Raw genomic sequence first — 20287 nt, 5'->3', positions numbered from 1 at the left:
ACACCCTTCCTGTATGCCCAAACCACTGAATGCCAAGTGTCAGTTGTGCGCTAAATTACCAACTTCTAAAGCAAAGGTACTGCATGGAACAGAAGGGGATGGATGTTGGAATCCGAAAGTTTGTCACAATCGCCGTTCCTTTTATCGCCGCCGAACTGAGAATAATTCAGCAGAAATTGAAGAAATTACAGTTGCGCCACCTGCAACATATTTTGCGGTGCTATATCTATATAAGGAACCGGGAGATAAGCCATTACACGCCTTGGGTGCAGAACTGTGGTTGGGACAAAAACCTATTTGTCGCTTGGAACCAATTCACTGTTTTGGGTTAACGGCTGGCAAAATCCGCACCTATACTGACCAGGTGTTACAGGCATTTGCTCAACAATATAATGTCTCACTCTATCAATATAAGGATATGTTTGAGGTTAGCCCCAACCATTGTCCAGTGCGTCCTTGTCCATTACATCCTGAGTCATAGAAATGACCAAATATCGGCAGTTAACTATTTGGGATATTTTGGATGAGTTGTCAGAAGCTCCGCCGACATCTTCATTGGCTCCAGTTTGGGATTGTTTGGATGCAGAACTGCATGATTTACCTGTAGAAGCACAGTTATCAAATGCAGCACTGGCTTTTACTCAAATTGCAGATATTCTCAAAGTTCGTGCTGAGTCACTGTTGCAAGATGTACGTGACCAAAATCATCCAGATGGGCCTGTTATCAGTACCGATATATTTGCTGGATTAGTGCGAACAATGATGCAGTTGGATTTGGATGATTTGATTGAAACTCCAGTACCACAAACGTTTCAACCACATGGGCCGCATCACTTTTCCCCTATAGCTGAATTAGGTGATTCAATGGTAGCACCTGTGGAGAAGGCGCAAGTGTTGGCGATGCTGGAAGAAGTGACGAGTTTAGAGGATGTTCATAATTTGGCTAGTGATGAAGATGTGCAAAAATGGCAGAGTGCGATCGCTAATCATCTGACACAAGTTCAAGGTGAAATTTCTTTAACTAAACTCCAACGGATGTTACGGATGCCAATGGTGGAGGTGTGGCTGGGATTGTTGCTGGGTGGGTTTGTCTTGGAGCAACGTGGCGATTTTTATCACAGCCAAAATATCTGGATCATTAATCGCTAGTTGAGCCACACCAAGACATCACAGCCAAAACAATTCAAAAAAGGTTACAAATCAAAATCCAGGATGAATGTTTCGCCCTCAGAATCTTTGGGATTTTCCGGTGGTAATGGAGTTGCAGAGGGCTGGTCTTGTGGACTGGGATTTGTAGCTATCGGGTTGAAAGCTGGGGTATGTGTAACTTGTGTAACTACTTGTTGTGTGGGGAATACACCCTTTTTGAAAGCAAAATAGCAATCAATAATAAAGTAAAGCGTCTCTAGGTAACTTTTATCTAGTTGCTGTGATTCGGCAAATATACGTTCTCGGTAGCTATCTTTAATCCGAACTTTTTCCGGGGTCATTGGCTTCGCTCCCATTCAAATTTGTTGATTCAAAATTCACGCATCGTTACCCCATAGCTCAAGCTAGGGGCGGTCAAATCAATTCAAAATTCAAAATTATCAATTCAAAATTAAAGACAATCAGTCAGTCAGGGCTTGTACCCACCACTGATTGAACGCGAGTGCGTCCCGTGGGTTTTGTTCAGTGGGAGCCTGTACTCGGAATTAATTAGTAGAGCCTCCGGCACGCTACCGCGGTAAGCGCAGCCATGCCCGTCAGGGCTTTATAAAATTATTTCCATTCTTCATTTTGAATTTTGAATTTTGCATTTTGAATTCAAAAAAGGGCTACAGATTCTTATTCATCATGGCTTTTGCCATCTCTAGCAATCCACAGGCATTAGCTTCTACGGGATTGTCTAAAATTTTGAACCCGTTCTTCTCCAATAGCTTCTTAAATCCCGGTAACAAGCAGCCTCCACCAATTGCCCAAATTTCATCTCCCTGGTGTTTGGCATCTAGTGTCAGACCTACTGGTTTTTTTAAGAATTTCTCATACCAATCTTTCAAACAACTGCTGTATATCTCTTTAATGTCAATGTCACGACTGTATCTGGTATGTCCCCCTTCCAAACAAAATCGAATCTGGGAGGCGTTCCCGATTTTCCCGCCGTTGAGACGTTTCATTTTTTCGGCAATGTCTTCGATGAGAACTTCTACACCTGCGGGGTAGGGGGTGTGAACTTCTCGCTTTCCTTGGTTGTAACGAGAATAAAGTGTGGTGCCATTACCAAAATCTAGGACGGTTAATTTGGGGGGAAGCGGATGCCCAAACAATGCACCCATTCCTTCTGGGACGACTTTGAGAATTTCTATGGTGACATCTGATTTTTTCCCGGACAGGATTGGTTGATATTCTCCGTTGAGTTCTTGTTTTAAATTTTCTGCTAGTCCGATGTCATGTAAGCTGACGACTAATTTTAAATGCCAAGCTTTACGATGTGGCAGATGTGCTAATCCACCGAGTAACATCAACAGCGCATTTTTAATTTTGTTTTCGTTATGGTCAGTGTTGCGATCAAAATGATAACCTGTACGAAACGCAGATTCTCCTACGGTGTAAGCAGCACCGTCTAAAATTATTCTTCCGGGAACATCTTCCATCTCTGCGGTGGAAATATAGCTGGGGATGCGAACGACTTCAAATCCATCGACGAAAAGTTTCAGGCTGCCGTAACCGTTATCGAATCCTGCTGGAAAAATTTTTTGCAAGGCGTGAATGTTGGGCATGGGGGTTAAGTGGGGTACAAAAAGCCGTGGGGTACAAAAAGACCCTAAGCATCACCTATATATACCCTATATAGGGGCTAAATTTTTAATTATTTTCAATTTTCGCGTTAGGGTATATTTATCCCCTACTTAACCCCTACTTATAACCCAAATTATTTTATTTTATAAATATAGACCCTAAACGACTCCTACATAGGGCGTATATGGGTAATACTTAGGGGTTAAAGGAGATAATTACCAGTTTCTAATCTCTTTTTGGGGTATATTTAACCCCCATATAGTACCTGCTTGTGTCCCAAGTTAATTTTCTTTAGTAATTTATAGGAGTGCATAATATCAATCTTCTTCTAGTAAATTTTCCATTTGAAATAACAGTTTTTCTAATTGTTTTTGCTTTTGGGGATTTGATAAAACTTTTGTTTTTTGCACTCGTCCCAAAATGGATGTAATGCGCTGTTTGAGAGGGTTTGAGGTGTTCTGGCTAGGTTTATTTTCATTAAAACTACGGATACGTTCTTTAATTTGAGTTAGCGATAACCGATTAGCGATCGCTTCTACTAGTAAGCTTTGGCGTAACTGTTCATTCTTCACCCGTGCAATGGCATTGGCTTTGGTGTACTCAATTTTCCCAGAACGCAGCGCCTCTAGAATATCTGTAGGTAGTTTTAGTAAAGGTAGACGATTACTCACAAAAGACTCCCACCCCATCAGCCCTAAGTCCGTAAATATCGCTTTAATTGCTTCAGCTTCTGGTTGACTAATAACGTTATTAGTCAATCGAGAAATATCATTCAACATCCTGTAAAGCAAAGCTGTGACTTCATTTGGAGTGGATTCTAATCGCAATGACAGTAGCTGCAAAATGCCTTCTGTTTCTTCTACTGGATTCAGGTCTTCCCGTTGGAGATTTTCTACTAGGGCAATGGTAAAAGCTTCAGAATCAGTTAATGTTCGGATAGTAACAGGAACTTCTAATAATCCCACAGCTTGCGCTGCCCGATAACGTCTTTCTCCGGCTACTAATTCATACTGCCCTGGTTGACTTGAAATTGGTCGAATGAGCAGGTTTTCTAAAATGCCATGCTCTTTCACAGATTGAATCAGTTGCTCCATTTTGAGCGGATCAAAATAGCGCCGTGGTTGCTGAGAGGGCAGACTAATAGCAGATACAGCTACCGTTGTGGTTGGCGGCTGTGAATCGCTGGTTGGCTCAGTGTTTTCATATAAAAAATCTTTGAGTTCTCGCCTTTTACTTGACATTCAGTACCTCCAAAGCTTCTTGAAACAATGCCTCATAATCGGTTGCGGCTTCGGTTGCGGCTTTGCCTGACATTTGAAATACGGTACACCCCTGACCAGGAGCATCAGCAATGCACTGTTTTTGATAGATAGCAGCTTTCAGTAAATGGGTTCCCGTGGCTATGAGAGCTTCTCTGGCTTCTCGCTCTAACACTGTACCTTTGGTAGCTCGGCTCAAAAATAAAGCAGCTTTGGGATAACCAGAGCGCAGTTCAGTGGCGTGTTTGATAAAACGCAAAATTTTATGACTGCTGTGTAAATCTAAGCCAGAAGGTTGGCAGGGAACTAAAGCTAGATCACAACGAGCCAGTATTGCTTTAGTAGTTTCAGAAAGTGAGCCAGGGGCATCAATGACCAAGGCTGAATACTCGATAGCTAAGTCAGGAATTTTTTCAAACAACTCTTCTGGGTCTTGAATAACTTGGTAAACCAAACCTAAAGATTTAGCCCAGACGGAACTGCTTTGTTGGGCATCGGCATCAACCATGAGTGTTTTTTGGCGTTGACTAAGCCAATACGCCAGATGAACAGCCGCAGTTGATTTGCCTACGCCGCCTTTTTGATTGGTAAAGGCGATAATCATAATGTTTTAATACTTCTTGTTATTGCCGTGAGGTCGCCAGCATAGCTATTATCCAACAATTGTCCGGCTTCGTACATCATTTATAGAACAATGAATGCAAACCAACCAATTTGCGTTTAAGATGGTTAAAAAGACCTTGGTGTATATTTAAGAACAAAATAATTGTTGGCGGTTGGTGTTTGGCTGTCAACACTCAACTACTAACTGTCAATATATTTCTATGCTTCCGTCAGTATTTAAAACTTGCATTCCCAGAGAAGAAATCTTAGCAGGGGAACTTTCTCCCGAATTATTCGCCGCCAAGTTGCGACTGGTTGTGGAAGGGAAAGCGCCTCAAGTCTACCAAGACCCCACAGCTTTTTTTGCCAATACTTTTGCTACTGACGGTTTAAAAACTTTAATCTCTGAAGTCTTTGGGCGTTTAGTGGGGGCTGCTGTTGGTTCTCCGATTATTCGACTGGAAACCAGCTTTGGTGGTGGTAAAACCCACGATGAAATTGCTTTGTGGCACATTGCCAAAAATGGGCGGGACATTTCTGGACTAGACCGTTTTGCTGATTTTAATTTAATTCCAGACCGACCGATTCAAGCAGCTGCGATCGCTTGCCAAGACCTTGACCCAGTTAACGGCGTTTATCATGAAGATACTGGCATTACCACTTACACCCTTTGGGGGGAAATTGCCTATCAAATTGGTGGTGTAAATGGCTACAGCTTGCTCAAAGGTTCTGATGAACAGCGAGTCAGTCCGGGAACAGTGGTTTTAGAAAGGATACTCCAAGGACAACCCACAGTAGTTATCCTGGACGAAATCGCCAGATATTTGAGAGCTGCCAAAGCCACGATAGTTGCTAACAGTGACTTAGCAGAACAAGTTGTGGCGTTTTTATTCTCCTTAATGGACTTAGCCGCCTCTTGTAATAACTTAGTCTTTGTCTATACCCTGGCTTCTTCTAGTGACAGTTTTGGCGAAGAAACCACAGAAATCCGCGAAGCAATTTCTGCCACTTCCCGTCAAGAACGCATCCTCAAACCTAGTAATGATATTGAAATTTACAATATCGTCAAACAACGGGTGTTCAGCAGTATTGAAGCCGATGCAGCCACCAATGCTGCAAAAGAATATTTACAGAGTTATAAAGCCAGTCGCATTAACTTACCAGATGGTTGCAAAGATGCACGCTATATGGAAAGCATCGAGCAGAGTTATCCCTTCCATCCAGAATTATTTAGCCTACTGACTAAAAAAATCGCTTCCATTCCCAATTTCCAACGCACTAGAGGCGCATTGCGGTTATTTGCCAGAGTCATACGTTATTTGTGGGACGATACTACTGCATGGATACCTGTAATTCATCCCCACCACATCCCTGTAGGGATTGAGGAAGAAATTACCAGTGATTTAACTGCCCGTTTAGAGCGTCCCTTGATGCGGATAACAATCCAGGCTGATATTTATAATGCCACTGGGAGAGAAGCCCACGCCCAATTACAAGATGCAGAATGGCAAGCTGCGGGTAAACCTCCCTTTTCCACCTGGGTAGCCCGGACTATTTTTTTACATTCTATCAACCAAGGGACAGCCGCCGGTATTCGGCGCGCCGAATTAAATTTATCTCTGCTGACACCAGGGCTAGAAATTGGATTTGTTGATACAGCCTTAGAAAGACTGAGTGAAGTTGCTTGGTATTTGGAAAACGACCCAATCACAACTTTGGCTCGTTTTAAAGAAGAACCATCAATTAATAAAATTATTGCCGAAGAAAAAGGCCAAGTTGGGATTACCGAAGCCAAGGATGATTTGCGAAATCGCCGCGATACTATTTTTGCTAATAAATTACTCACGTTAGTTTCTGCACCGGAATCACCCGCAGATGTGGATGATGTGTCAGATAGTATTGCCTTGTGTTTAATTGATTTTAACGAAGCGACTATTTCTGCAACTACCGAAGCCGCACCCGCACTTGTAGAGAAAATTTTTAATGAAACAGGCGAGTCAGGTAAATTTCGGACTTTTCGGAATCGCTTGTTATTTTTAGTTGCAAATAGACAAGAATTAGACCGAGCCATTGAGAATGCTAGGGAATTTCGGGCTATTCAGAATATTCTCAATTCTCCCAATCGCTTGCAAGATTTATCAGAAAGTCAGCAGAAACAACTCAAAGATAAAAAAGGTTCTCTGGATTTATGGGTAAGAGTATCTTTAACTAATGCCTATCGTCATTTATTTTACCCTGCTAATGATCCAGTGAAAGCTCCCAAGGGTTTGATGCACTATACCCTACCTTCACAAGATTCAAGCGATGTCAAGGGTAAAAGTAATCAACAAGATGTGATTTTAAAAGCACTAAAAGATTGTCAAAAAATTCGTGCAGAAGAATCACCACCCTATGCGCCGGCTTACATTTTGCAGAAAGTATGGCTGTCTGGGTTAAGTCATTGGACAACTAAAGCTTTGAAGGAAGCTTTTGCTAAGGATTTGAGTTTAAATATACTCCTTGATGCTGAATTATCCAAGCTGCGAGATACTATCCGCCAGGGGTTGCAGACTGGTCAGTGGGATATGAAGATGGGAGAAAAGCTATTTATTAAAACCGATAATGGTAAGTTTACTCTACCTGACTCTATTGAGTTTAGTGAGAGAGTGGAACTTTACCGCCGGGGAATTCTCCAGCCCCCGAAACCGCGAGAAATTGAACTGAACGCCCAGGTGATGACCAGTAATGATGATCTTAAACCTGTGCGGGTGCGGTGGAAAGCTGCGGGGGCTTTGACGATGAAGCTTTATCAGGATGGGAATTTGGTTGTAGGGGAGTTTCGCCCTAGTGATGAGTATGAGATAGGAATTTCCCAAACCACAACTTTCAAAATTATAGCTGATTATGGTAATGGCGAAGTTGCCGAAAAAGAAACCCAAGCCAGCATTTTAACCTACGGGACTGGGACACCGCGTACACTTAACGGTAAGGAAAAAGTTGGGGATTCTTGGGATGATTTGTCTCTGTTGAAAACTAAACCGGAAGAGTTTGAGGTGGAGGGGACACTTGAGCGGGTATTTAATGAATTAGGCGATTTTATCCAAGATAATCAAGTCCAGGGTATCAAGTCTTTGGAACTCTCTGTGGGACAAGTGATGGACTACCGCAAGTTGATAACGACTTTCCCCTTATTGATGAAATTTCCCCTGCAAATCGACCAATTAGCCACTATTAGCTTGAGTGAACAGTTTATCAGGTTAGAGTATCAAGGGCCAGTCAAAGGATTTCAGAGTTTTCAGGGGGCTGTTAACAGTTTGCTAAATAGTCAGGAGGTGCAAGCTGATGTGTCGCTGAAGCTGTTATTTGAATTTTCATCTCCAATGCAACCAGATGGAACAGAAATCAGTAATATCAAACAAGCCCTCAATCGGAATCCGGTTGACAGGTTGAATTTGACGGCTAAAGTAATTTACTGAGATGCAAGAGTTTCAATTGCGAGTGGTTCCTACGGATAACAATAACTTTGCCCTGGAGTTGTATCAATGTGCTTATAAGAAAGCTGGAGAAAAAAAGCGTCCTTCTGCTAAACGGATTGGGCGTTTAAAGGGCAATGCTTTAATTCAGGTGAAACAGGCAATTTATGATTGTTTAAAGGCGAATAATTACGACCCCAAAACCCTAAGTCACAATCGCCAAAGTCCTTATGTTTTGAATGAGGAATCAGGGATAAATCTGGCATTATTATTTCAGACTTTGCAACCGCTTTCTAAACTAGAACGTATCGCTAATATTTCCCAGGGAATTAGGGCTATGAGTTATGAGGAGTCGCACTATTGGTTTGCTAAAATTAGTAACGGTAAGCGTAGTCAGGCGTTGAAAGCGATTAGAGTATTATTGGGGGATTAATGACAGTTAAAGGTTGACAGTTGACTGATGATATTTCGTGGTGAATGCTTTATTAGGGTATTTTAGCGTTTGAAGATTTACAGTCAAAAGTCAACAATCAAAATGAAATATAAAAAGCAATTACCAACATTAGAAAAGGCAAAAGGTAGATATTTTATTACGTTTGTAACTTGGCAAAGATTAGAACTCACACCAGAAGCCAGACAAATTGTATTAGATGTTTGTAAGTTTTTTCATAACCAAAGATATGAACTTTTCGCCGTTGTCATTATGCCTGACCACGTACATATTCTAATTCAACCTTTTGCCAAATCGGAAACAGAATATTGGTCAATTGGCAGTATTATGCACAGCATAAAAAGTTATAGTTCCAAACAAATTCCGCAAGCAATGTTACATATTGGAAAAGTTTGGCAAGATAGTAGATATGATGAAATGATTAGAACCGAAGAAGAATTTAATAATAAATGGGAATATATTCGACAAAACCCCGTAAAAGCAGGTTTATCGATTACTCCTGAAGAATATCCTTTTTTATGGGAAACATTTTGATATGAAAAGAATGTGCGTGTAATTCATCATATCCTGTAGTGCGAGCATCTTGCTCGCTTTCACCTAAAACCACTGAAAAATGCTTTCACCTTAAAAACCGCTTTCATCAAAAAATAATGTGCGTGCAATTCATCATATCCTGTGGTGCGAGCATCTTGCTCGCTTTCACCTAAAACCACTGAAAAATACTTTCACGTTAAAACCGCTTTCATCAAAAAATAATGTGCGTGCAATTCATCATATCCTGTGGTGCGAGCATCTTGCTCGCTTTCACCTAAAACCACTAAAAAATACTTTCATGTTAAAACCGCCGTTGATATTGAAAAATCGGCATTTGATGAACGGTAGTAGGTAGCGGGTAGCGGGTAGTAGATAGCGGGTAGCAGGTAGCAGGTAGTAGGTAGTAGGTAGTAGGTAGTAGCGGGTAGCGGGCAAGATGCCCGCACTACGCAATCTTCGTACTACAATATACGTGAAATGAAATTCGCAACCTCCTAAAACTCCTGATAGATAAGCCAACCCCAAAACGCCCCTCTGTATTTATCGAAAAAACTATGCCTGTGCAGATATTAAACGAACAAGTTAATCTTGAATATGGGGGGAATCGATTTAAAGGATTACATGGCTGGTATTCGCGTAAACCTTTGTCATTATAAATCAGGAGGTAAAAAAGATGAAAATTGATGTGCGTGGTGCTGTTGTTGCTGCTAAAAAATATTTTGAAGATATTCAGGATATGATAGGTAATTCTATCAATGATATCTTGCTGGAAGAAGTAGAATTATCAGAAAATAAACAATATTGGTATGTAACTTTAGGTTTTAGTCGTCCTGTAGCTAAGAGTGAAAGAACACTTATTCCTGACGTTATTTCTTTAGCAACTAAAACTGAACGTGAGTATAAAATTTTTACCGTAGATGCAGAAACGGGAGAAGTAAAATCGATGAAAATTCGTGAGGTATGAAAGATTAGATTACTTTATTATTTCAAACTTATTTATTGTTAACTGATAACTGTCAACCACCAACCGTCAACCAATAACCGATAACCATGAAAAACCGCCCTGCTGTATTTATCGAAAAAATGATGCCTGTGCAGGTATTAAATGAGCAAGTGAATTTTGAACATGGGGGAAATCCATTTAAGGGGTTACACCGCTGGTACTCGCGTAAACCTTTGTCTTTTAGTCGCGCCAGTGTATTGGCTTCAATATTACCAGCAGATATCACAATGGCAGAATTTGAATATTTGCTGGGGTTAGTACCGGGGAAGGAGGTAAGACTTTACAAAACGCCGCCTAATTCTGTGCAAATTAAGAAGGTGCATGATTATTGTGAGAAACTTTGGGGAACTCGCACACCGACGGTTTTAGATGCGTTTGCAGGTGGTGGAAGTATCCCGTTTGAGGCGGCGAGATATGGGTTAAATGTGCTGGCTTCTGATTTAAATCCTGTGGCGGTGGTGACGATGAAGGCGGCGATGGAATATCCGCTAAAGTTTGGCCCAGATTTGCAGCAGGATATTGATAAATGGGTGAAGTGGGTAGGGGATGAGGCTGAGAAAAGATTGGCTGAGTTTTTTCCTTCTAACCCAGGGGAAACTGTGCAGAATTATTTATGGGCGCATACGGTTGTTTGTCCGAGTTGTGAATCTGTTGTTCCGTTGAGTCCAAGTTGGTGGTTAAGTAAAACTAGCAATTATGCAGGTAAAGGACAGGCTAGGAAAATTACGAGTGATTGGTATGCTGTAAAGCCAATTCCTAATCCTGAAAATAAGCGAGTTGATTTTGAATTGGTTAAGGGTAGGAAGGGGAAGGTAACAACAATACAAACCGAGGGGGGAGATTTTGACCCCAATGACTATAGCACCATGAGCCGAGGTGTAGGCAAATGTCCTAATTGTGGGAGTGTAATTGAGGATGATGTTATTAAATCTCAAGCACAAGCTGAAGGTCTAGGATATCAATTATATGCAGTAGCTTATAAAAAAGAGAAAGGAAGTTTAGAGTTTAGGACAGTTCAAGATATTGATATAGAAGGAGTGGAACTAGCAGTATCTAAATTAGAAAAGAATCGTAGTAAACCAGATAACTTTATTCCTGATATTCCTATTCCTTATAGTAATCGAGTTTACGAAAGAGACTGTGTTGATAAATTAGGCTTGATTAATTGGGAAAGATTTTTCAACCCACGTCAACTTTTAACCCTAATTACCTATGTAGAAATCATCACAGAAGCCAAAGTCAAAGTACAGGAAGAACAAGAAACAGAGAAAGCCGAAAAAATCGCCTCAGTGCAAAATGATTTTGAAGCCTTGGCAGAATTAGAGGACTATTATCAGACAAAATTTGAGGCGATTAGCACTTATTTGGGTTTGGTGATGGATAGATGTGTTGATAAAAATTCAAGATTAACTCATTGGGATGGAAGTGCATTAAAAGTTCAACCTGCAAGCGCTCAACATTCTTTAAATCTATTCTGGAGTTATCCTGAATCTAATGGTTCGTGGAGATTGTGGGAATCTTGTTCTGATTGTGCGGATGACTACTCTAAACTTTGCTCTATTTTGCTTACTAAGCTAGGGTCAACAGCTATCCCAGGAATCGAACAATATGACCCAAAATCTGTACAAATAAACTCAGCATCAGCCGATAATTTAACTCACATCCCTGATAACTCTGTAGATGCAGTTATCACAGATCCACCTTATTATTCCACAATTCAATACGCCGAATTATCAGATTTTTTCTACGTCTGGCTAAAACACACCCTTGGCGATATCTTCCCCGAATTATTCTACCTAGAACTCACTGACAAAGACCGCGAAGCTGTCGCTAACACTTCCCGCTTCCGCAACATGGGAGTATCCCCAGAAATTCTCGCCAACCAAGATTATGAAGCAAAAATGGCAATGGCGTTCGCCGAATACCACCGAGTCCTCCGCGACGACGGCGTAATGACAGTACAATTCAACCACAAAGACTCCGGCGCGTGGGATGTCTTAGCCAAATCTCTCATTGATGCTGGTTTTGAGATTACCGCATCTTGGGCTGTCAGTACCGAAAACCCGCAAAACTTACACCAAGCCCAGAAAAACGCCGTATCCAGCACAGTGCTTTTAGTATGCCGTAAACGTGACCCCAACGCCGAACAAGCTTGGTGGGATGACGTGCGAATTGATGTGCGAAATATCGTCTTTGAAAAAGCGCCAGAACTGGAAAAATGCTTAACAGCAGATTCTCGCCCTGCTGCTGATAGAGTAGCAGATCCGCAGCGCCGCGTTAAACCCCCTGGAATTAACTTGTGCTTAAGTGCATTCGGTTCAGCTTTAAGCGTCTTTACCCGCTACAGTTCCATCCTCGACAGCGCCGGAAACCCAGTAGAACCGAAAGCAGCATTTGAAGAAGTACGTCAAGCAGTTGTCGAGTACCGATTACAAAAGTTATTAGCAGGTAAAGACTTCAACGGTATCGACCCCTTAACCCAATGGTACATCCTCGCCTGGGATACCTTTGAAGCGCGAGAATTTCCCTTTGATGAAGCGAGACAACTGGCTTTAGCCGTCGGTGGTTTTGATGTTTCCGATTTAGTCAAAAAACACAAACTACTCGATTCTGGAAGCGGTTACTGTAAATTACTCACCCCACAACAACGCCTGAAAAAACGCGCCTTCTCTGTCACCGATACTGAATTTTCCGCCAGATATTTAGTAGATGGACTCCACGCCATTATCGCCCTTTACCAAGAAGAGGAAAATACAGAACCAGTCCGCAGGTTTATGAAAAATACTAGCTTAGTCAGTAACGATTTGTTTATGCGAACATTTGAAGTAGCGTTGAAAGTCATCCCCCGCATTGGTGATGAAAAGAAACGCATCCCCGAAGAAAAATCTTTGTTAGATTTGTGGTTAGCTATGGATGAAATTAAAGCCAAAGTCTCTTACGTGCAGACTGAGTTAACCTTAAATGAAGGGGGACAACTGAATTTATTTTAATGACTGTTAACTGATAACTGTTAACTCATAACCGTCAACCACTAAGGTATTATGTATAACTATAATCCGTTAGAATGCCTACCTTCCTCGGCAGAATTACCAGATTCTGATGATACCCCTGTGGATAACGAACTACAAATATTAATTCCCAATTTATTATTAGCCATCTTAGCCGCGATTTGGCAAAACCGCGATGACTGGTTTTTCGGTATCAATATGGGAATTTATTATATACCCAATCAACCTGCCATAGTCCCCGATGGTTTTCTGAGTTTGGGTGTTGAACGTTTTGTGGGAGAAAATGGACGTTCTAGTTACGTTTTGTGGGAAGAAGAGGGAATACCACCCATTTTTACTTTAGAAGTTGTTTCTCAAACTTATAATGGCGAATATGAACAAAAGAAAATAGACTATGCTCAATTAGGGGTTTTGTATTATGCCATTTATGCACCAACTCGGCTACGTCGTAAGCGTCAACGTTTAGAAGTTTATCGCTTAGTTGAAGGTAAATATATTTTACAACCAGGGGACAAAGTTTGGATGCCGGAAATTGGTTTAGGTATTGGAAGGGAACAGGGTAATTATCAAGGACGAACAAGAGAATGGCTATTTTGGTATGACGAAAATGGTCACAGATACCAAACCCCAGAGGAACAATTACAAAATTTATTAGCCAGACTACAACAGCAAGGAATTGACCCAAATGCGCTTTAATTTTGTTGACGGTTAACGGTTGACAGTTGACGGTTTGCGGACAAAATATAGTTATCAGTTATCAGTGAACTAATAAGGAGATGATTAAATATGAAAGTTCGAGGCATAAAACGTGGTCAAAATATTGAAGTTTTAGAACAACTTAATAATATTCCAGATGGAACCGAAATAATTATAGACTTAGAATTGATTGCCAATCAAATTTCAGAACCACAACCACCATTAACAGAGGAGGAAAGACTAGCTAGACTCAATCAATTATTTGGGGCTTGGAAAAACCAACCAGAATTGACAGAAATTTTTACAGATAATTACTAATAGCGCCATAATAAGTATGGCGAACTATAGACTCATTTGATAATAATAATTTTGATTGGTGCTGTGGCTCGTTCTCGTGACGATATTCTCGTTACTAATAATATCAAAGATTTTGAAAATATTCCCAATTTAAAATTAGATAACTGGTTAGAAACTTGAAAAATCTGCGTGACTACCCCTGGAAGATTAGCTATACCAGCAACACCCACAACACTATTGCTGATTTCTACATTCCTGCTTTAGAGTGTACCCTCCAATATGACCGCAAAGCAGGTTTTTTCAGCAGTGCTATTTTAAGTAAAGTGGCTCGTGGTTTAGGTGCAATGCTACACCATGAGGGTAAAATTCGCTTAATCATGGGCTGTCAGTTTAGTCCCCAAGATTTACAAGCAATTCAACAGGGATACGAACTGCGAGATGCTTTACTCACTCGTCTAGATGCTGATTTAAAACCACCAGAAAGTTTTGCTCAACTCAAGCACCTAGAAATTCTCAGTTGGTTAATTCAAAATCAATATCTCGATATTAAAATTGCTATTCCCCTCAAAGAAAACGGATTACCAGAAGATAGTATACAGCAATTAGATCCACAGCATATATTTCACGAAAAAGTTGGTATTTTTACTGATAGCAAGGGCGATAAATTAGCTTTTAACGGTTCCAATAACGAATCTATCGGTGGCTGGGAGAGGAATGTAGAATCCTTTCATGTTTATTGTTCTTGGGAGGGAGGAAGGGAATTAGATAGAGTTGAAGAAGAAGTAGCTAGGTTTGAGCAACTTTGGTATGATATATCGCCTAATGTGCGAGTTTTTGAAGTTCCCGAAGCGGTACAAAAAAAGCTGTTACGTTACGCCCCCGCTACTAAACCTGATTGGAATGACCAGGCTGAATTTGACTCTAGACCTTTGACAAAAGAATTAAACCTTGTCCGTTTTGAAATTTGGGGTAGTGCGGGCATCTTGCCTGCTACTACCAATAGCGATACCAGTAGGGAGCAAGATGCTCCCACTACGACAACTGAAATAAACAGTGAACAGTTATCAGTTAACAGTCAACCGTCATCAGTTAACAGTGAACAAGAAAAGTTACTATTTACTCAACTTGCTAATATTCATGAACATCCCGGCTGCTTAGATTTTTGTCTAAAATCAATTCCTATTCAACCTTGGCCACACCAAATTAAAATCCTGCGTCGTGTTGCTCAAAATTTTCCCCAAAGTTTTCTCATTGCTGACGAAGTTGGTTTAGGTAAGACAATTGAGACTGGTTTAATTTTGCGCTATCTGTTATTGTCCAAAAAAGTGAAGCGGGTACTAATTTTAGCACCTGCTAGTGTGCAACCCCAGTGGCAAGAAGAACTACGGGAAAAATTTAATCTACATTTTTGGAGTTATACACAAAATTCGTTCACTGTTCAAAGTTCACTATTAACTGAAAAATACCGCCAACAGTCATCAGTTAACGGTCAACAGTCAACAGCCAACAGTCAACCGTTAATAAATCCCTGGAATACCCAAGACTTAATCCTTGCTTCTTCTCATTTGGTGCGGAGAACTGAGAGAATGCACCAGCTACTGTCAGCAGAACCGTGGGATTTAGTAATTTTAGATGAAGCGCACCACGCACGCCGCAAAAGTCCCCAAGACCGTAAGGAAACGCCTAATCGCCTGTTGGAATTAATGGCACAGCTGAAGGAGAAAACTAAATCTCTGATTCTTCTGTCAGCAACTCCCATGCAAATTGACGCTATAGAAGTTTTTGATTTATTAAACCTACTAGGATTACAGGGACATTGGAGTTACGGCGATAACTTTTGCGATTATTTCGCTTCTCTGCAAGGTAATGTCAAGCCGGAAGTAATGAATTTTTGGCAAGTAATGTCTACTGATTATTTTCAGCGTGGCGGACAGCCTTGTTCTAGATTACAACAGTTTTTGACCAAGAGCGTGGGCGGTGGAAGCGATCGCATCTTAGGTTACAAATTGCAGGATACGTGGCAAAGGGGAAAGAAAATCTCTAATCATAAGCAATTATTGGCAGATGAAGACTTTATCGACACCTCACGCCAGTACCTAACCGTGAACACTCCCCTCAAAGACTTAATGTTTCGCCACACCCGCGACACTCTCCGACAATACTATCAGAGGGGACTGCTAGAACGGGATATTCCGACTAGAATTGTGCAGGATAACGCCATTACGCTGGAACCTCAACGGGAAGTACCCCTTTATGTAGCTGTCAGCGATTATGTCCGTCATTTTTATCGACTAGCGCAAAAAGACCAGCGTTCTTGTTTGGGTTTTTTGATGACCCTTTACCGCAAGCGTTTAACCAGTTCATTTTATGCCATCAAGTCATCTCTGCAACGCCGTTTGGATTATTTGTTAACTCAACAGGGAAGCGTTTTAAGTGACGACGATTTAGTGGATGTGGATAATGCAGATGATACAGTGATTGCTGGGTTGGAATCTTTCTTTGAACCTGTAGACCCCCAGGAAGTTCAATATCTTGAAGATTTATTACGCCAGTTTGACAACACGGGGGAAGATACTAAACTTTCCCGGTTTATTCAGATTTTGCGTCAAGAATTGACTGAACGAGAAAGTGCGATCGTTTTCACACAGTATACTGACACAATGGACTATCTGCGGGCTACGTTGCAGGAGTTATACGGTAGCCAAGTGGCTTGCTACTCTGGTCGGGGTGGCGAACTCTTAACCTTCAACCGTGATCAGTCTACCGTCAGCAGTCAACCAAATTGGTGTCTAGTTCCCAAGGAAGAAATTAAACGCCGATTTCGCCAAGATGAAATCAAAATTCTCCTTTGTACTGAGTCGGCTTCAGAAGGTTTGAATTTACAAAACTGCGGTGTGTTGATTAATTATGATATGCCTTGGAACCCGATGCGGGTAGAACAGCGCATTGGCAGAATTGACCGCATTGGACAAAGATATCCGACTGTGCGAATCCACAATTTTTATTATGATGGCACTGTGGAAGCGAAGGTTTATAGAAAATTGCGCGATCGCATCAACGCTTTTGCTACAGTTGTGGGTAATCTTCAACCCATTCTAGCCCAAGTCCCTACTTTTATTGAACAGGCTGTGATGAGTGCAGACCCAGAAGAAGAGGACGTTTTAATGTCTGAATTCGATTCTATCTTAGACAGCCCACCACCTCGTCTAGCAATTGAGGAAATGGTAGCAATGGACTTGGATGCTGATTTAGCGGAAATTCAAAAACCAATGACTCCTTCTCCCTTTACGCCAGAAATCATTGAGCAGTTATTCACATCTTCAGCAATTTTAACAGCCCGTGGTGTGCAGTTTGAGAGCAGGAGCGAACGTACTTGGCAACTGATTTATCAAGGACAGAATTATACTGTTACTTTTTACCCTGATGTTTTTGATGAAATGCCTTCATTACGATTAATGAATTTTGGCGAACCGTTGTTTGAAAAATTATTGCAAGTTGTTGAGGGATAAAATTAGATCCAACAAGAAAACAATTAATTTCTGGATTTGTGGATGTGTATTTATGATTAAATATACAATAAAATCAAACCTTGTTTTGTATGGCTACGCCACGCAAGCTATCAAAAATCAAATATGAGTCCTATAAGCTAAAGTCAGCACCGTAGAAGAATTTGCCCAAAAAAATCAAGCAATCACAATAGTGCCATAGTGCCATGCTGACAGAATTTACCCTCGCCAACTTCAAAAGTTACAGTACAAGTGGTACTCTGAGCCTGTCGAAGAGCCGTTTACCCCTGGGATCTTTAACCGTGCTAATAGGTGCAAACGCCGCAGGTAAAAGTAACGCCCTTGAAGGCTTGCGCTTTCTGTCATGGTTAGCACAAGGACAAAGACTGTCCAGCATTCAATATGCCGTAAATAGTGCAGACCGAGTAGTGCGCGGTCGAGTAAATGACTTGTGCCATCGCGGAGAGTCAAATTTTACCATCGGTTGCCGTTTGGACTCAACAGAGTGGAACCAACTTGATATAACCCTGAATGTACGTGACGGAGAACTGCACATCAGTAGTGAGCGAATCGTTGACTCAACAAGTCAAGTCCCGCTATATGACCTAGACCAGCCTTCAGAAGGAGTAGGTACTGATGTTGGTGTGGCATATAACAACTTTACCAAAGGGAGAAATAAACCACGAATAACGTGCAGCGATCAAATGGCTATATTCGTGCAACTAGATAGCCCGGCTCATTTTAGTGCCAAGTATCCCCACTCCCAACAGATTATTCCTGAGACAGTCCGCGAATATCAACGAGTCTTAAAAAATATCCTGTTTTTAGATCCCGTTCCCGCCAGAATGCGCGAGTACAGTTTCAAATCTGATAAGCGATTACAAGAAGATGGTACTAATCTCTCCAGTGTCCTGTATCGTTTATGGCAGAACCAACCAGAAAATCAACAGGCAATTCTCAACTTCATCCAAAGTCTACCAGAACAGGCAATAGATGGGCTAGATTTCCTTTTCGGCCCACGGGATGAAGTCATGGTACAACTAGCAGAAACCTTTGGCAATACCCGGCGTTTTTGTGAAGCTGCATTATTATCAGATGGGACATTGCGGGTGTTAGCGATCGCAGCCGCCATGCTATCAGCTACAGAAGGTAGTTTAGTCGTCATCGAGGAAATCGACAACGGCGTTCATCCCAACCGCGCCCAGCATCTCCTCGCCAGCATCCGAGATATTGCCGAACAGCGTAAATTACGAGTGCTGCTTTCTACCCACAACCCAGCCCTCATGGATGCCTTACCCGATGCAGCCCTGGGTGATGTAGTGTTTTGTTTCCGCAATCCAGAACAAGGAGATAGCCGCCTTGTCAGGCTTGGGGAGATGGACGAATTTCCAGGCTTGATATCTCAAGGGCCGCTTGGTCAACTGGTAACTGCTGGGATAGTGGATCGGTTCGTGAAGTCGCCGCACACACCCGAAGACAGAAAACAGCAAGCTATGGCCTGGCTGTCTCGTTTGCAGGAGTACGAAAATGAGTAGTATCTGCCTGATAGATACCAGTGTATTCCTGGAAATACTCAACGTTCCTAACTATAATCAGCATAGGGCATCAGTTCTGGAAGATTTTGAGACCTATGCTCAATCTGGCTGCACTTTTTTGTTGCCAATGGCGACTATACTCGAAACAGGCAACCACATTGCTCAAAACGGTGACGGCACAATGCGAAGAAAAACAGCCCTACGTTTTGTGAAAGAAGTTAAAGACGCATTCACAGGCGTAGCCCCGTGGAAACCGACAACATTCCCGAACACAGAAGAGATACTGTTGTGGATTGACCAGTTCCCAGATTTGGCTGGTAAAAACAAAGCTCCTCAGAAGCAAGAAGGAACAAGCTTCGGTGATCTCAGCATCATTCAGGAATTTGAAAAGTCGTGTCATCTCTTCTCAATGAGTGAAGTGTTCATCTGGTCATTAGACAGCGATTTAAAGAACTATCACCAAACGCCAAAATAATCCCCTCCAAAATTGTGCATTTAGAGGAGAGTCAGAGCCGCTAGAAATCTGCTTTAGATGCGAAAAACCCATGTAAACACGGCCAACATTGAGCAAACAACCTCTAACATTCAACACTTCTGGGGTTGTGGCTATCGTTGCTATTGGCAATTCCAATCATGATTGCGATCGCACTTTTGCTATTTCCTCGACAAATTATTGGGCTATATATCGATCTCCTGGCACCAGCAGAGAACGCATTTATCGTAGCGCTTGCTGTTTCCATTATGCGGGTTGGAGCGATCGCGAATCTGTTCGATGGGGTACAAAAAATTGCTTATGGTGCGTTGCAAGGTTTACAGGATACTCGTGTGCCGATGCTGCTCAGTTTCCTGTCTTATTGGTGCATTGGTTTAACCAGTGGTTATTGGTTGGCACACGAGTGACACCAACGCGCTCAGAAAATTCTGAAGGCGCAAGCCCCTCTTTAGCACTATACAACTGCATCAATACGATTGGGACGATATTCTAAAGTTACAGCGCGTTTGATAGCTGGTTCGTTATTTTAGTTCATGAACCATCTTGCGATCACGAATATTTATCATTCGGCAACTAAGTTATTAAACTAAGAGTCTTATTCGTTATCTAATTGGCTTTGCTATGTCAGCACGCCGCTCTCTAAAAATCTCATCTAGAAATTGCCAAGAAACT

The 20287-nt window shown here is 41.7% G+C and carries 17 protein-coding genes and 1 pseudogene; 14 read left to right on the top strand and 4 right to left on the bottom strand.

The window, feature by feature from the left end:
• Nucleotides 1–13 precede the first annotated feature (13 nt).
• Complete coding sequence (locus AACX33_RS19705; RefSeq protein WP_227788795.1) at nucleotides 14–481, top strand: hypothetical protein; 468 nt, start codon at nucleotides 14–16, stop codon at nucleotides 479–481.
• A gap of 2 nt (nucleotides 482–483) precedes the next feature.
• Entirely contained in the window at nucleotides 484–1149 is a 666-nt protein-coding gene (locus AACX33_RS19700; RefSeq protein ID WP_227788794.1) for a hypothetical protein, read from the top strand.
• Nucleotides 1150–1193: 44 nt separating this feature from the next.
• On the opposite strand, the gene AACX33_RS19695 is transcribed toward AACX33_RS19700, so the two are convergent.
• The 4 genes from AACX33_RS19695 to AACX33_RS19680 all read right to left on the bottom strand — a co-directional run bounded on the left by AACX33_RS19695 (nucleotide 1194) and on the right by AACX33_RS19680 (nucleotide 4641).
• Nucleotides 1194–1490, bottom strand: a complete 297-nt coding sequence (locus tag AACX33_RS19695; RefSeq protein ID WP_227788793.1) for a hypothetical protein — start codon at nucleotides 1488–1490, stop codon at nucleotides 1194–1196.
• A gap of 327 nt (nucleotides 1491–1817) precedes the next feature.
• A complete protein-coding gene (locus AACX33_RS19690; protein ID WP_227788792.1) occupies nucleotides 1818–2759 on the bottom strand; it encodes a ParM/StbA family protein in 942 nt (313 codons plus the stop codon).
• A gap of 336 nt (nucleotides 2760–3095) precedes the next feature.
• Nucleotides 3096–4019 carry a ParB/RepB/Spo0J family partition protein gene (locus AACX33_RS19685; RefSeq protein ID WP_227788791.1) on the bottom strand — a complete coding sequence of 308 codons (924 nt, stop codon included), beginning with the start codon at nucleotides 4017–4019 and terminating at the stop codon, nucleotides 3096–3098.
• Nucleotides 4009–4641, bottom strand: a complete 633-nt coding sequence (locus AACX33_RS19680) for an AAA family ATPase (protein ID WP_227788790.1) — start codon at nucleotides 4639–4641, stop codon at nucleotides 4009–4011. The genes AACX33_RS19685 and AACX33_RS19680 overlap by 11 nt, the downstream gene beginning before the upstream one ends.
• A gap of 220 nt (nucleotides 4642–4861) precedes the next feature.
• On the opposite strand from AACX33_RS19680, the gene AACX33_RS19675 reads away from it, so the two are divergent.
• From AACX33_RS19675 to AACX33_RS19620, 12 genes and pseudogenes are all read left to right on the top strand, one after another.
• Nucleotides 4862–8095 (top strand): ATP-binding protein, encoded by a 3234-nt coding sequence (locus AACX33_RS19675; RefSeq protein WP_227788789.1) that lies wholly within the window; start codon nucleotides 4862–4864, stop codon nucleotides 8093–8095.
• 1 nt (nucleotide 8096) lies between these two features.
• On the top strand, nucleotides 8097–8525 hold the full coding sequence (locus AACX33_RS19670; protein WP_227788788.1) for a DUF7680 family protein: 429 nt from the start codon (nucleotides 8097–8099) through the stop codon (nucleotides 8523–8525).
• A 102-nt stretch (nucleotides 8526–8627) separates the two neighbouring features.
• A complete protein-coding gene (locus AACX33_RS19665; RefSeq protein WP_227788787.1) occupies nucleotides 8628–9077 on the top strand; it encodes an REP-associated tyrosine transposase in 450 nt (149 codons plus the stop codon).
• A 673-nt stretch (nucleotides 9078–9750) separates the two neighbouring features.
• A complete protein-coding gene (locus AACX33_RS19660) occupies nucleotides 9751–10041 on the top strand; it encodes a hypothetical protein (protein ID WP_227788786.1) in 291 nt (96 codons plus the stop codon).
• Nucleotides 10042–10127: 86 nt separating this feature from the next.
• On the top strand, nucleotides 10128–13070 hold the full coding sequence (locus AACX33_RS19655; RefSeq protein WP_227788785.1) for a DUF1156 domain-containing protein: 2943 nt from the start codon (nucleotides 10128–10130) through the stop codon (nucleotides 13068–13070).
• 51 nt (nucleotides 13071–13121) lie between these two features.
• Nucleotides 13122–13784 carry a Uma2 family endonuclease gene (locus tag AACX33_RS19650; protein WP_227788784.1) on the top strand — a complete coding sequence of 221 codons (663 nt, stop codon included), beginning with the start codon at nucleotides 13122–13124 and terminating at the stop codon, nucleotides 13782–13784.
• 90 nt (nucleotides 13785–13874) lie between these two features.
• Nucleotides 13875–14102, top strand: a complete 228-nt coding sequence (locus AACX33_RS19645) for a hypothetical protein (protein ID WP_227788783.1) — start codon at nucleotides 13875–13877, stop codon at nucleotides 14100–14102.
• 51 nt (nucleotides 14103–14153) lie between these two features.
• Nucleotides 14154–14261: pseudogene (locus AACX33_RS19640) on the top strand (type II toxin-antitoxin system VapC family toxin); the annotation flags it as partial.
• Complete coding sequence (locus AACX33_RS19635) at nucleotides 14258–17590, top strand: helicase-related protein (protein WP_227788782.1); 3333 nt, start codon at nucleotides 14258–14260, stop codon at nucleotides 17588–17590. The pseudogene AACX33_RS19640 and the gene AACX33_RS19635, both read left to right, overlap by 4 nt.
• A gap of 203 nt (nucleotides 17591–17793) precedes the next feature.
• Nucleotides 17794–19122, top strand: a complete 1329-nt coding sequence (locus AACX33_RS19630; RefSeq protein WP_227788781.1) for an AAA family ATPase — start codon at nucleotides 17794–17796, stop codon at nucleotides 19120–19122.
• Nucleotides 19115–19597 carry a hypothetical protein gene (locus AACX33_RS19625; protein ID WP_227788780.1) on the top strand — a complete coding sequence of 161 codons (483 nt, stop codon included), beginning with the start codon at nucleotides 19115–19117 and terminating at the stop codon, nucleotides 19595–19597. The genes AACX33_RS19630 and AACX33_RS19625 overlap by 8 nt, the downstream gene beginning before the upstream one ends.
• 125 nt (nucleotides 19598–19722) lie before the next feature.
• On the top strand, nucleotides 19723–20022 hold the full coding sequence (locus AACX33_RS19620; RefSeq protein WP_227788779.1) for an MATE family efflux transporter: 300 nt from the start codon (nucleotides 19723–19725) through the stop codon (nucleotides 20020–20022).
• Nucleotides 20023–20287 lie beyond the last annotated feature (265 nt).

Source organism: Nodularia sp. LEGE 04288 (genome assembly GCF_963896525.1).
Lineage (GTDB): Bacteria > Cyanobacteriota > Cyanobacteriia > Cyanobacteriales > Nostocaceae > Nodularia.
Note: the sequence above shows the minus strand (reverse complement) of the source record. Positions and strands in the feature narration are given on the sequence as shown.

Excerpts from the sequence above, each read along its gene's own strand:
- AACX33_RS19685 (WP_227788791.1), bottom strand. The coding sequence starts at position 4,019 with ATGTCAAGTAAAAGGCGAGAACTCAAAGATTTTTTATATGAAAACACT.
- AACX33_RS19690 (WP_227788792.1), bottom strand. The coding sequence starts at position 2,759 with ATGCCCAACATTCACGCCTTGCAAAAAATTTTTCCAGCAGGATTCGAT.
- AACX33_RS19705 (WP_227788795.1), top strand. The coding sequence starts at position 14 with ATGCCCAAACCACTGAATGCCAAGTGTCAGTTGTGCGCTAAATTACCA.
- AACX33_RS19700 (WP_227788794.1), top strand. The coding sequence starts at position 484 with ATGACCAAATATCGGCAGTTAACTATTTGGGATATTTTGGATGAGTTG.
- AACX33_RS19645 (WP_227788783.1), top strand. The coding sequence starts at position 13,875 with ATGAAAGTTCGAGGCATAAAACGTGGTCAAAATATTGAAGTTTTAGAA.
- AACX33_RS19675 (WP_227788789.1), top strand. The coding sequence starts at position 4,862 with ATGCTTCCGTCAGTATTTAAAACTTGCATTCCCAGAGAAGAAATCTTA.
- AACX33_RS19680 (WP_227788790.1), bottom strand. The coding sequence starts at position 4,641 with ATGATTATCGCCTTTACCAATCAAAAAGGCGGCGTAGGCAAATCAACT.
- AACX33_RS19665 (WP_227788787.1), top strand. The coding sequence starts at position 8,628 with ATGAAATATAAAAAGCAATTACCAACATTAGAAAAGGCAAAAGGTAGA.
- AACX33_RS19670 (WP_227788788.1), top strand. The coding sequence starts at position 8,097 with ATGCAAGAGTTTCAATTGCGAGTGGTTCCTACGGATAACAATAACTTT.
- AACX33_RS19655 (WP_227788785.1), top strand. The coding sequence starts at position 10,128 with ATGAAAAACCGCCCTGCTGTATTTATCGAAAAAATGATGCCTGTGCAG.
- AACX33_RS19630 (WP_227788781.1), top strand. The coding sequence starts at position 17,794 with ATGCTGACAGAATTTACCCTCGCCAACTTCAAAAGTTACAGTACAAGT.
- AACX33_RS19660 (WP_227788786.1), top strand. The coding sequence starts at position 9,751 with ATGAAAATTGATGTGCGTGGTGCTGTTGTTGCTGCTAAAAAATATTTT.
- AACX33_RS19625 (WP_227788780.1), top strand. The coding sequence starts at position 19,115 with ATGAGTAGTATCTGCCTGATAGATACCAGTGTATTCCTGGAAATACTC.
- AACX33_RS19650 (WP_227788784.1), top strand. The coding sequence starts at position 13,122 with ATGTATAACTATAATCCGTTAGAATGCCTACCTTCCTCGGCAGAATTA.
- AACX33_RS19695 (WP_227788793.1), bottom strand. The coding sequence starts at position 1,490 with ATGACCCCGGAAAAAGTTCGGATTAAAGATAGCTACCGAGAACGTATA.